Below are 14,738 nucleotides of genomic sequence, written 5' to 3'. Positions count from 1 at the left end.
ATTTCAGCTAAAATTTACATTCATTAAAAATGATAAAATATCAATTTATACGTTGTAAAATATTTATGCTAACATTAAAATACAAATACAAGTTTTAAAAAACAATCATAATAAAAAAAAATTAAAAACTTGTTAGTAAATATGTCTAATTTAGAAATCTCACGATGCTATAAATATTTATTTAAATTTGTTGTATTTAACATCAATTTGACACTTCTTGATTATTGAATATAATATTTTCTTGTTCCGAAACCTTTATAAAAGTCGTCCTTTTAGTTAATTCTTTTAAAGTAAATGCTCCGACATAAGTACATGTTGAACGCAATCCTCCTAAAATATTATTTATAGTTTCTGATACAGCACCACGAAATAATACCTTAACCGTTTTTCCTTCAGGAGTTTTATATCTAGCAACACCACCAATATGACGATCCATAGCAAACTTAGAACTCATACCATAAAATATCATATATCTTTTTTTATTTTCTTTAAAAATTAAACCTTCACATTCTTTATGACCAGCTAACATTCCTCCTAACATTACAAAATCTGCTCCACCTCCAAAGGCTTTGGCAATATCTCCTGAAACAACGCATCCTCCATCACTAATAATTTGACCACCTAATCCATGAGCAGCATCTGAACATTCAATTACCGCAGACAGTTGAGGATATCCTATAGCAGTCTTAGCACGAGTAGTACATACAGACCCAGGACCAATACCTACCTTAACTATATCAGCTCCAGACAAAATTAATTCTTCTACCATCTCTCCAGTAACTACATTTCCAGCACATATAATTTTATCACAATAACATTCCCTAACTTTTTTTAAAAAAGTAACAAATTTTTCGGAATATCCATTTGCAACGTCTATACAAATATATTTTAATTTTGACGATAATGATAAAATTTGTTTAAGTTTTACAAAATCTTCATCTAACATTCCAGTTGATACCATGATATGTTTAACCACTGTGCCTGGGATAGTATGAATAAACTTTTTCCAATCTAAGTATGAATAATACTTATGAATAGCAGTCAATATACCAAATGATGATAATGCTATAGCCATTTTAAAAGTTCCAACAGTATCCATATTAGCTGCAATAAGAGGAATTCCAGACCATTTATTTTGTGCATGCTTGAATATAAAAAGACGTGTCAAATCAACCTGAGATCTACTTTTTAATATCGAACGTTTTGGACGAATTAAAACATCTTTGAATCCTAATTTAATATCTTCTTCAATACGCATATACTATTTGTCTCTTATTAAAATTATCTTTTTATAACTTTAACAACCAAAATATATAAAATTATTTTATAATCTAAATTACTGTATGCTAGAATAGTGTCCACATAGTTGTTGATAAAAATTTAAATCCCAAAATTCTTACTACTGATGTTACTTGTTCTTTATAAGAATAATTAATAAAAAAATTACTACATTTTTTAATTTATTTGAAAAATTTAACGCGACATTACCAAAAATTAATACTACAATACTAAAATACATCTTATATAACATATAATATACATATACTTTAAAAACTATTAACTAATCATTTTATTTATATATCTAAAAATATTAAATTTTATGTAATTGATTGTTAAAGTGATACAAATTAAACAACATATATCTGTTTACTTATTAATAAAAAAATAACGTTGTCATAAAATTTATCACATTTAGAAATCAAATAAACAAATTAACAAAGAACCAAAAAAAGTAAACTTTGTCTTAAATGTTTATTAAACTTACCTTTGTGAATTGAAATTTACTGTAGAAATAATATAGAATATTACTTATTGATATTAATTTTTTTTAACCTAAGAATAAATAGAAAGATTTAAAAAATACAAAATACTAATAATAAAACAATATAATCATCTAAATTATAAGTTATGCACTAAATCTAAAAATATTGAAAATAAAAAATATAGTAAAATAAAAAAACATTTTATTTTAAATCTAAATAATAAAATACTATATATTTAGTACTAAACTATATCGATACTTATTTTAGATACAACTAAATCATATTATTGCTAAACACTAAATTAAAATATAAAAATCAAAATATTTTAAAAAACATATTGATAAATTTTTTATATTTATTATGTAATAATATTAATTTATAAAAAATAACAATTAACAACTAATATATATAATTTAAAAAACTAACTTAGCATGATTATATATCTTTAAAAAATCATTATTTGAAATACTTTTTTTTAACAAAATAGAAACTATTTCATACCTTGACGAGGATAACATATTTAAAAACATAAAAAAAGATTCTCTTTTAAATTCTTGCTTAGGATCTTTTTGTCCATAACCTCTTAAATGAATACCTTGACGTAAATATTCCATAGAAGCTAAATGTTCTCTCCAAAAATAATCTAAAGTATCCAAAATCACTAATCTTTCATATTTTCTAACATCCTTTAAAATATATTTATTAATTTTACACTGATAACTTTGATATACTTTTTTTAAAACAATTTTAGATAAATCTGATTTATACACAACAATGTTATCTCTAATTTTTTTGCTAATCGAACATACTATATTAAAATTATCTCTTAAACAAGATTCTAATTCTAAAATTTTTTGAGATTGTTTTAATAACTTTTGTTTTATAAATTTATTTACAATTTTTAAAAATACATCACAAAAAATATTCTTGATAATGTCACCTATATTGCTATCTTTTGAATTTATTATTTGATTTCGCTGATAATAAAATACTCTTCTCTGTTCATTAGAAACATTATCATATTCCAATAATTGTTTTCGAAATTCAAAATTACGATATTCCACTTTTTGCTGAGCATTGAGAATCGCTTTAGTAACAAAAGGATGAGAAATTGCTTCATTCTTTTTAACTCCTATTACTCTCATAATGCTAATCATACGTTCAGACGAAAAAATTCTTAATAACGAATCTTCCATAGATAAATAAAAACGAGAAGAACCACAATCCCCTTGACGACCCGAACGACCCCTCAATTGGTTATCAATTCTTCGAGATTCATGTCTCTCAGTACCTATTATATGCAAACCACCAGATTTCAATACTAAATTATGCTCTATATTCCATTTTTTAATTACATCTTCCATTTTTTCATCAGTATGTTTTTCATTATTATGTGCTAATAAAAATTCTAAATTTCCTCCTAATACTATATCAGTACCCCTACCTGCCATATTAGTTGCAATTGTTACTGCTCTTAACTTCCCTGCTTGTGCGATTATCTTAGCCTCTTGAGCGTGAAACTTAGCATTAAGAACATTATGTTTAATATTTAGTTTTAACAATTTTTGAGAAATTAATTCAGACTTTTGAATAGATATAGTACCTACTAATACAGGTTGATTACGGCTAACACATTGCTTTATGTCTTCTATAATGGCATCAAATTTTTCCAATTCAGTCATATATACTAAATCAGGCTTATCATCTCGTATCATAGGAGTGTTTGTAGGAATTACAACTGTATCTAAATTATAAATAGCACGAAATTCAAATGCTTCAGTTATAGCTGTACCAGTCATACCTGACAATTTTTTATATAAACGAAAATAATTCTGAAAAGTAATTGACGCCAATGTTTGGTTTTCACTTCGTATTTTTAAACCTTCTTTTGCTTCTATGGCCTGATGCAAACCATCAGACCATCTTCGTCCTTCCATAGTTCTACCTGTATGTTCATCAACAATAATTACTTTTTTATTTTTAACTATATAATCAACATTTTTAAAAAATAAATAATGTGCACGTAAAGCAGCAACAACATTATGCATTAAAACTATATTTTTTGACGAATATAATGATTCTTTTTTATCTATTAAATTTTGACTGACTAACCATTCTTCTGTTCTAACTAACCCTCGTTCTGTCAAAAATACTTGACGTTGTTTTTCATCAATATAAAAATGACCATTACCAACAAAGACATCTGAATCTTCTTGTTTTTGAGAGAACAAAACCTGAATAATTTCATTAATTTTTATATATACATCAGAAACATCTTCAATGGACCCTGAAATCACCAAAGGTGTTCGAGACTCATCAATCAAAATAGAATCTACTTCATCTAACAACGCATAATTTAATTCCCTTTGTACTTTATCTTCTCGACAAAAAACCATGTTATCTCGAAGATAATCAAAACCATACTCATTATTAGTTCCATAAGTTATATCTGCATTATATGCTTGCTTCTTTAATTTAGAAGATAATCCAGAAATATTAATTCCTACAGTTAGACCTAAAAAATTAAATAATAATCTGTTTTTTTCGGCATCTCGTTTAGCCAAATAATCATTCATAGTTACAATATGAACACCCTTACGTTGCAAAGCATTTAAATATGCAGGTAAAGTTGCTGTTAACGTTTTCCCTTCACCAGTACGCATTTCTGCAATACATCTTTGATGCAAAATTATTCCTCCAATTAATTGGACATCAAAATGGCGCATTCCAAAAACACGTTTACTTGCTTCTCTCACAGTAGCAAAAGATTCGGGTAGCAATTGATCTAATGTTTCTCCATTATTTAAACGGTAACAAAATCGAGTGGTATTTCTCTTTAATTCTAAATCTGATAGTTTTTCGAAAAATTTTTCCATACTATTAATTTTAGATATAACCGTTTGAATATTTTGTAATATTCTATCATTGCGATCGCTAAATAATTTTTTTAAAAATTTCTGTATCATATTAAAACACTCATATCTAAAAATATATTTTAAATTGTATTCTTACACAATTAAATATAGTTTATCTATAAAAACACTTTTACATAATAAAATTATGCTACATAAGCATTCATATATAATTTTAAGTTTTTAACTCTTAATTAAATTTTATATTATTAATTAAATAATAAATTAAAAAATTTTTAAACTAACAAAATTAAATATCGTTAAATACGTTTTAAAAAAAAACGTTAAATAATAGCTATTTCACAATACTAATACCATTAAAATAATATTTTAAATACAATCTATAAAGTATAATTAAAAATAAAAACTAGATATTATTCAATAAATAAACACTTTTAAATAGAAAGCTAATAAATTTTATAAATACAATTACAAGCACATTTTCAAATGTTTATTTCTTTTAATTAGAAATTTAAAAATATTATTTTGTTTTATTTACTAAAATTCTAATCAATACTAATCACATAAAATTAAGTACAAAAAATATTATGATTTCTAATCCAGACTGGTATCGCACGAAAATATTTAGAATAAGAACGGAAACACATAAAATCCCCACTTTTATTTATATTTAAAAAATAAACATCTCGAGGTGGAATTAACAATAAGGGCTTAGGATTGTTCAATTTTAAATAGTTATGATAAATTTTCATAGCACCAGTAGAACCATAACATTTCGTAGTTTTATTATTATCACGTCCAATCCAAACTATTACTACCTGCCTGCCATCAATTCCTACAAACCAACTATCTACTAAATTATTTGTTGTCCCAGTTTTTCCAGCTAAATGCATATTCTTAAAGAATTTACCTAAATGTTTAGCCGTACCACTGCTCACTACCGACTGCATAGCATACAACGTTAAATATGAAGCTTGCGCTGATATTACCTGTTTAGATTGAGGAAAACTATGATAAATTAATTTATTATTTTCTGACAATACTGATCTAATTGAAATAATATTAGCTTTATTTCCGCCACTAGAGATTACTTGAAAAATCTTAGCTACTTCCATAGAAGTTAAATTAATTGAACCTAAAGCAATAGAAGGATATTTAAAAATGTGATTACTAGATAATCCTAACTGAATCCAAGTTTGAACTATTTTTTTTAGTCCCAATTTCATACTAAGATGTACAATAGGAACGTTCATAGAATTTTTTAACGCATCTATTAGCATGACCTTACCAACAAACTCAAAATTATTATTTTGAGGTTTCCACAATTTTCCGTTTTGCATTTTTATTTTTATAGGCGTATCTGGGATCCAAGTATTTAAACGAAAATACTCCGGTTGAGATAGTGCAGCTAAATATGTAATAGGTTTAGATAATGATCCAATTGATCTTTTAGCTTGTATAGCGCGATTATATCCTAATAAGTTAGGATTTGAACTTCCTAATACCCCTCTAATTTCTCCGCTAAATCTATCAATAATAACCATAGAAGCTTCTAAATCTTGCAATTTATATTTTTTTTTTAACTGTTGAATACCATGTCGAATTGCATTTTCTGCTGCTATTTGAGATATCAAATCTAATGTAGTAAAAATCTTAATACCAGAAAAATTTTGAAAATAATAACCAACTTTTTTTTGAAATTCTTTTTCTACAATTTGTACAAATGCTGATCTAAACCAAATAATATTACCCCTAGATTGAATATTTAATGGTTTTGATTTAAGTTTTTCATATAATGTTCTATTAATAACTTTATGTTTAAATAATACATATAGTACTAAATTTCTTCTATTTAACGTTAAAACTGGATTATTCCATGGATTATATAATGAAGCACCTTTTACCATACCTACTAATAAAGCACATTCATCTAATCGTAATTCATTAATTGGTCGTCCAAAATAATATAAACTTGCTAAAGCAAATCCTCTAATCTGTTCATTTTTATCTTGACCTAAATAAACCTCATTTAAATATAATTCTAATATTTTTTCTTTACTATACTGAAAATCTAAAATCAATGCCATATATATTTCATTAATTTTTCTCCATAAAGAACGTATATTAGTTAAAAATAAATTTTTAACCAATTGTTGAGTTAATGTACTACCTCCTTGAATACTGTGACCAGATATCAAATTAACGAAAAAGGCTCTAAACATAGAATAAAAATTTATTCCATAATGATTATAAAAACATTTATCTTCAATAGTTAATAATGTTTGAATCAATGCCTTTGGATAATTTTTTTGAGATACAAACAAACGTTTTTCGCCTTTTGGCGAATAAATCATAGCTATCAATTGAGGATCTAAACGTAATATGCTAAAATTGCGATTATTAGATAAATGTACAATTCTAACTAATTTGTTTTTATCAAACAATAATTTTATGCTTATTTTATCTTCAAAACCTTCTGGAAAATTAAAAGAACGCCTAATTAAGATCAAAGAATTTCTTTTTACTAAAAATTCTCCAGGCATAGTTAAAAAATTAACTTGTTTATATCGATTACTTTTTAATATAGCAATAATGTCTTTTTTGCTATAATTATTACCTGGCTCTAAAGTAACAATTCTACTGTAAATTGATATTGGAAACTTCCATATTTTTCCATGAATCACTTGATTAATTTTAAAATATAAATATACTCCATATATAATAATTATTAACAAAAAGTATAAAAAGAAATAAAACAAAAATTTTATACTCAATTTTAAATTCACTGGATACACATTTATACCTTATATCTTAAAATATGTTAATTTATTATTTTTAAATGCACATAATATAAAATAGAAAAATATTTGAAGTATGAATATAATATAATTATTTAAAAATGTTTTTATAATATTCTATCTATAATTCCGTATAATTTAAAGCTCTATCAAAATATTTATATCAATAATATTATATATCACAAATTAAGTGAATAAAGTTAAAAACAAAATTAATTTAAAATAAACTTAACCACAGAAACATTTCATACGAAAAATGGACCCACAGGACATATTGGTAATTTAAATAAAGAAGAATACTGCACTTGAACTAAATACAATCCATTAGATTCTACTATTTTAGTAGATGATGTTCTATTCTTGAATTTTAAAATATCTCTTATCCAAGTAACTTTTTTTTTAGAAATACCTATTTCAATAAGACAACCAACAATATTTCGAACCATATGATATAAAAACGAATTAGCAACAATATCTATTATTATTAAACAATTTATACAAAATACATTAACATATAAAATTTTTCGAAAAGGTGTCTTGGACTGACAATGACTGGATCTAAATGTAGTAAAATCATGTTCTCCTAACAAATACTGAGCAGCTTGATTCATTTTCTCAACATTTAATATTCTATGATAAAACTTTAAACCCTGATAAAAAATTGATGATCGACAACTATTATTATATAAGATATAACGATATCGACGCGACAAAGCACTATAACGAGCGTGAAAATGCATAGGAACATCACGTTTCCATATCACAGAAATATCTTTAGGTAAATAACGGTTTGTACCCAAAATCCAAGCCTGATCATTTCTTATCGAACTAGTACAAAAATGTACTACTTGTCCAGTGCTATGAACTCCAGCATCTGTTCTTCCTGCACACGTAACTCTGACAGGATGATTAGCAATAATAGATAACGCTAACTCAACTTTCTCCTGAACACTAGAAGCAAATTTCTGATATTGCCATCCATGATAATTACTTCCATTATATTCGATTCCTAAGGCAATTTTAAAACATTCTTTATACATATTTTATTTTAAACTCAAGTAAGAACTCTAATTAATTTTAATATTTATGATAAAATAAACAAAAATTTTTATTAAAAACTAATATTAAAATTAAACAAACACCAACTACTTATTAATTAGTACACATTTTTAAAATTTTTATTATCTTTAAATTATCAATACACATACATAAGTGATGTTACCAAAAATTTAAAAAAATAGAAAGTACATAAAAATCATTTGTAACTTAAATCTAACAATTAATAATTTAAAAAAAAAATAACCCTTTATTTTAATATTATAAAATATATAAATTATTACAACATACTTATAAATAAGAAAAGAACCAAAAATTTAATATAATTAAATCAAAAAGAGATATAAACATCATGCAAAAAGAAAAAAATAAAAAACAATCATCATTAAGTATACTATTTATGGCAGGCGTTCAACCTTATAAAAACAAGAAAAATGAGAAATACATGAATACAAAACAAATTGATCATTTTAAAAAAATACTAATTGCTTGGAAAAATCAATTGAGAAACGATATTTCTCAAACAAGATTAAATATACAAGATAAAGCGACAAATTATCCCGATCCTATTGATCGAGCGGTACAAGAAGAAGAATTTAGTTTTGAGTTACGTCATCGTGACCGAGAACGAAAGTTAATAGAAAAAATTGAAAAAACTCTAAAAAAAGTTGAAAACAAAGATTTTGGATATTGCGAATCTTGTGGAATCGAAATTGGTATTAAACGATTAGAAGCAAGACCAACTGCTAATCTTTGCATAGACTGTAAAACATTATCTGAAATTCGCGAAAAACAAATATTAGGATAGAGGTAACAATATTGTTTAATTTAGTGAACGGGAAACTATTCCCCGTTTCACTTTTTTGTTAGTTAAAAAACTAAATTTTGTTTATACCATAATTATTTATAATAACTCTAACTTACATAAGCTATAAAAAAACTTATACAAAATAGTTTTAAAAAACATAAATAAAAAACTCTTACAACACTTCAAACAAAAATGCATTAAACATCATTTAATATATTTATTTTTACTTCAATTATTACCAATTTAAATTATTTGAATCATTCCTAACAAAATTTTTATAATTAAATTACTTTAATATCATTTTTTTATTGTTTTTTATTTAAAAAAATTGCTACATATACATAAATTTCAATTATAAAAACATGTATAATATTACTAATGTATAATAGTAGTTTTAATACTCAATAATATTCTTGAATTTTTAATTAAATAAAAATATTTTTTATAAAGATATGATAATATATTTTAAACAACACAATTATATTCAAATTAATAACTAATTATCAGCATAATATTAACGATGTAAACAATTAAAAATATTAACTTATACAAAAATAACTAATGTTTGAAACATAAAAAAACTTAGTATCTATAAGCTCATAATCATATATTAAAATACTATCAAGAATAGTCCGAGCTAAATTAAACAAGGTGTCAAAAGCTCGCACTTTAATTAGTGTGAGCTTTTTTGATATAAATTCAGGAATTATAATAGATATGAAAATACTAAAATTTGGCGGTACTTCGCTTTCAAATTCAGAACTATTTTTTCATGTAGCAACTATTATTGAAAATAATTTAAATAACGAACAAATTGCTATTGTATTATCAGCGCCTGGTAACACCACTAATTTATTGGAAATAGCTATTAATCAAACCATAAATAATAAAAATATAATACCAATTGTTCAAAAAATAGAAAAAAATTTTTTAAAATTAATTAATGATATTTATCAAGTAGAACAAAAACTATTATACGAAAAAATTAAAAATAATATTGAAAACAAACTACTAGAATTAAAAAACCTGCTTCAAGGAATAAATTTATTACGACAATGCCCTGACAAAATTCGAGCAAAAATAATTAGTTCAGGAGAATATTTGTCTATTTCTATCATGAACTCAATTTTAATATCGAGAGGTTATAATACTACAATAATCGATCCCGTAAAAAAACTGTTAACTAAAGAAGATACCTATCTCAATGCTACTGTTAATATAAAAATATCTAAATTCCGCATTCTTTCTATGAAAATACCAAAACATCACATTATTCTTATGCCAGGCTTTACAGCTGGAAATAAACAAGGAGAATTAGTAACATTAGGACGAAATGGTTCAGATTATTCGGCAACTATTCTATCTGTTTGTCTAAATAGTACTATGTGCGAAATCTGGACAGATGTCAATGGAGTATATACATGTGATCCTAAATTAGTGTCTGATGCTAAACTATTAACATCATTGTCTTATCGAGAAGCAATAGAATTATCTTATCTTGGAGCAAAAATTCTACATCCTAACACTATTTATCCTATACAAAAGTTTAAAATTCCATGTACAATAAAAAATACTCACAATCCATCTTCCATTGGTACTAAAATCAGTTGTAATCATGTCAAAAATAAAAACTTGATAACAGGTGTTACATACCTTGAGAATGTTCACATGTTTTCAATTTCATGTTTATACTCTAAAAATATAGAAACAATTATCCCTAAAATATTTTCTTGTATGTCATTATCTAAAATTTGGATAATTTTAACTATTCAAACATCTTCGCAAAATACAATTAGCTTTTGTATATTAAAAACAATGACCAATACAGCTTTACATGTATTACATAAAGCACTATACCTAGAATTAAAACATAAGTTATTAAAACCAATTAAAGTAGAAAAAAAACTAACTCTAATTTCTGTTATCAGTTCAGACATATTAAACAATACTAAAATTACTGAAAAAGTTTTCTCAATTCTGAAACATGTTAATATCAATACACTTGCTATTTCTAAGGGAGCATCAAAAAACTCTATTTCTATTGTCGTTAAACATGATGACGGTATATTAGGAGTTAGAGCACTACATAAAGGAATATTTAACAAAAATTGCACTGCTGAAATATTCTTAATTGGAATAGGACGAGTAGGACAAACATTTTTAAAACAAATAATAGAACAAAAAAACTGGCTAAAATCTAAAAATATAGATCTAAAAATTTGTGGCATTGCTAATTCTAAAAATTTTATTTTAAATTTAGACGGAATTAACCCAAAAAATTGGAAACGAGATTTAAATTTATCTAAAAAATCATTTAATTTTAAACATCTTCTAAACTCAATTCAAAACTACTATCTAATAAATCCAATAATTGTCGATTGTACATCCGACAAAAATATAGCTAACCAGTATATATCCTTTATTAATTGTGGTTTTCACATTGTTACCCCTAATAAAAAAGCAAATACTACAAATTGGAAATATTATGAAGACATACGATTAGCTGCGCAAAAAGAAAAAAAGAAATTTTTCTACGAAACTAATGTTGGGGCAGGACTACCTGTAATAGAAAATTTAAAAAACTTACTACGTACAGGAGACACATTAATACACTTTAAAGGAATTCTATCAGGATCTTTGTCATTTATTTTTGGAAAATTAGAAGATAATATATCTTTATCTGAAGCAACAAAACAAGCACAAAGTCTAGGATTCACTGAACCAAATCCAAAAGACGATTTATCTGGAATAGACGTAGCTCGAAAATTGTTAATATTGGCTAGAGAAGTAGGATATAAGTTAGAATTAAAAGATATTAAAATAGAACCTCTATTACCTAAAGAATTTAACAACATTTCTAATACAACTGATTTTATAACTAAACTGAAAGAACTCGACCAAATATTTTGTAATCGAGTTAAAAAAGCGCGAAAATTAGGAAAACGTCTCAGATTTGTTGGAATAATCAATCAAAAAGGAAATTGCCAAGTTAAAATAGACGAAGTAGATCATAACGATCCACTATACAATATCAAAAATGGAGAAAATGCACTAGCATTCTATAGTAAATACTATCAACCAATTCCATTAGTACTGAGAGGTTACGGAGCTGGAAATAATGTAACTGCTTCTGGAATATTTTCAGATGTATTACGCATCTTGTTATGACACATAGGAAATAAAAATAATGATAAAAATTTATGCTCCTGCATCAATTGGAAATGTTGGAGTAGGATTTGATGTTTTAGGGGCCGCAATCTCACCAATAGACAATTCTTTATTAGGTGATGTCATAACTATTACTTCTTCCAAACAATTTAGTTTAACTAGCACAGGCACATTTTCGAACCAACTTCCTAAAGATATTAACAAAAACATAGTCAAAAAATGTTGGACATATTTTTGTAAAATATTAAAAAAAAATCTACCTGTATCAATAACTCTTGAAAAAAACATGCCTATCGGGTCAGGCTTAGGTTCTAGTGCTTGCTCTATTGTAGCTACAGTTGTAGCTATAAATACATTTTTTAATAAACCTATAAATAATTTCGAACTATTAAAATTAATGGGAAAATTAGAAGGAAAAATTTCAGGCAGTGTACATTATGATAACGTTGCGCCTTCATATCTAGGAGGTATGCAACTTATCATCAACAAAAATGATATTGTATGTCAAAAAATATCAATTTTTAAAAATTGGTTGTGGGTTATCGCATGGCCAGGAATTTCTATATCAACCGAACAAGCAAGAACTTTATTACCATTACAATATAGTAAAAAAGTTTGTATACAACATAGCCAAAATTTAGCTGGATTTATTCACGCTACATATACCCATCAATCAAAATTAGCTTCAATGTTTATGCACGACATTATTGCTGAACCATATAGAATTAAATTACTTCCTTATTTTCTAAAAACAAAGCAAATTATTATAGATATGGGAGCTATTGCATGCGGAATTTCTGGATCTGGACCTGCTATTTTTGCTGTTTCTGACAATCTTCTTACTGCTAAAAAAATAGCCACATGGCTAACTAATTATTATCTCACAAATGACCGAGGATTCGTACACATTTGTAAAATAGATACAATTGGTGCGCGAAAAATAGGACTATAAATGAAATTATATAATTTAAAAAAAAAACAAGATCAAGTAAATTTTTCAAAAGCTGTAAAACTCGGTTTAGGAAAAAACCAAGGTCTTTTTTTTCCTAAAGAACTACCTATTCTTACAAAAGAACAATTATATAAATTATTAAAAATGGATTTTTTAACTCGAAGCAGCAAAATTTTATCCATGTTTATAGGAGATGAAATTCATTACTCTGAATTAACTAAACGGATTAAAAACGCGTTCTCATTTACTACTCCCAAAATAGTATCTATATCCAAAAACATTGCCTGCTTTGAACTATTTCATGGACCTACCTTAGCTTTTAAAGACTTTGGTGCAAGATTCATGGCTCAAATATTATCATTCTTAAATCATGACAAAAATGATACTATTACTATCTTAACAGCTACGTCAGGAGATACAGGAGCTGCAGTAGCTCATGCATTTTTTAAGATGAAAAATGTTAGAGTGATAATCTTATATCCCAAAGGAAAAATTAGCGAATTACAAGAAAAATTGTTTTGTACATTAGGTGAAAACATAATCACTATTGCTGTTAATGGAAGTTTTGATGAATGTCAAAAATTAGTTAAGCAAGCTTTTAACGATGATCAACTCAGAATAGAAACAGGACTAAACTCAGCAAATTCTATAAATATCAGCCGATTATTAGCGCAAATTTGTTATTATTTTGAAGCGTTTGCTTTACTTACAAAAAAACAACAAAAAAATTTAGTAATATCTGTACCATGTGGTAATTTTGGAAATTTAACTGCAGGACTCTTAGCAAAAGCGTTAGGTTTACCTATCAAATCATTCATTGCATCTACAAATTCAAACGATACAGTTCCGAGATTTCTTAAAACTGGATTCTGGAAACCTAACAATACTGTATCTACTATTTCTAATGCTATGGACATTAGTCAACCGAATAATTGGCCACGAGTAGAAGAATTATTTAAAAGAAAATTTTGGTCATTAAAAACACTAAAATACGGAAGTGTATCCGATATCTTAACAAAAAAAAGTTTAAAAAAACTAGCGTTTTTAGGATACGTTTCAGAACCTCATGCAGCTGTAGCATACTACACATTAAAAAACAAACTTAAACAAAATGAATTTGGTTTATTTTTAGGTACTGCACATCCTGCAAAATTCAAAAAAACTATCGAAAAAATATTACAAATAACATTATTTTTACCATCAAAACTACGCAATCAAATAAAACTACCACTACTTTCTCATAATATAAGGCCAGATTTTTCAAAACTCAAAAAATTTTTACTAGAAAAATAATCTAAACCTATAGAGAGAAAACGCTCT

8 protein-coding genes are annotated in these 14,738 nt (G+C 25.7%); 4 read left to right on the top strand and 4 right to left on the bottom strand.

Features of this window, described 5'->3' with window-relative positions:
• Window positions 1-202: 202 nt before the first annotated feature.
• The 4 genes from BBP_RS00945 to truA all read right to left on the bottom strand — a co-directional run bounded on the left by BBP_RS00945 (window position 203) and on the right by truA (window position 8,474).
• A complete protein-coding gene (locus BBP_RS00945; RefSeq protein WP_011091321.1) occupies window positions 203-1,258 on the bottom strand; it encodes a GMP reductase in 1,056 nt (351 codons plus the stop codon).
• 918 nt (window positions 1,259-2,176) lie between these two features.
• Complete coding sequence (gene secA / locus BBP_RS00940; protein ID WP_011091320.1) at window positions 2,177-4,729, bottom strand: preprotein translocase subunit SecA; 2,553 nt, start codon at window positions 4,727-4,729, stop codon at window positions 2,177-2,179.
• 476 nt (window positions 4,730-5,205) lie between these two features.
• On the bottom strand, window positions 5,206-7,431 hold the full coding sequence (gene mrcB / locus BBP_RS00935) for a penicillin-binding protein 1B (protein WP_011091319.1): 2,226 nt from the start codon (window positions 7,429-7,431) through the stop codon (window positions 5,206-5,208).
• Between the two features lie 248 nt (window positions 7,432-7,679).
• Window positions 7,680-8,474, bottom strand: a complete 795-nt coding sequence (gene truA / locus BBP_RS00930; RefSeq protein WP_011091318.1) for a tRNA pseudouridine(38-40) synthase TruA — start codon at window positions 8,472-8,474, stop codon at window positions 7,680-7,682.
• A gap of 368 nt (window positions 8,475-8,842) precedes the next feature.
• Between truA and dksA the strand changes: the two genes are divergently transcribed.
• The 4 genes from dksA (at window position 8,843) to thrC (ending at window position 14,711) form a co-directional block, all read left to right on the top strand.
• A complete protein-coding gene (gene dksA, locus BBP_RS00925) occupies window positions 8,843-9,298 on the top strand; it encodes an RNA polymerase-binding protein DksA (protein WP_011091317.1) in 456 nt (151 codons plus the stop codon).
• A gap of 717 nt (window positions 9,299-10,015) precedes the next feature.
• Entirely contained in the window at window positions 10,016-12,466 is a 2,451-nt protein-coding gene (gene thrA / locus BBP_RS00920; protein ID WP_011091316.1) for a bifunctional aspartate kinase/homoserine dehydrogenase I, read from the top strand.
• Between the two features lie 19 nt (window positions 12,467-12,485).
• The gene (thrB, locus tag BBP_RS00915) at window positions 12,486-13,418 is read left to right on the top strand and encodes a homoserine kinase (protein WP_011091315.1); all 933 of its coding nucleotides are present in this window, start codon (window positions 12,486-12,488) and stop codon (window positions 13,416-13,418) included.
• Window positions 13,419-14,711 (top strand): threonine synthase, encoded by a 1,293-nt coding sequence (thrC, locus tag BBP_RS00910; RefSeq protein WP_011091314.1) that lies wholly within the window; start codon window positions 13,419-13,421, stop codon window positions 14,709-14,711.
• The last annotated feature ends 27 nt before the right edge of the window (window positions 14,712-14,738 follow it).

This window comes from Buchnera aphidicola str. Bp (Baizongia pistaciae) (genome assembly GCF_000007725.1).
Classification (GTDB): Bacteria; Pseudomonadota; Gammaproteobacteria; order Enterobacterales; family Enterobacteriaceae; genus Buchnera_B; species Buchnera_B aphidicola_H.
Note: the sequence above shows the minus strand (reverse complement) of the source record. Positions and strands in the feature narration are given on the sequence as shown.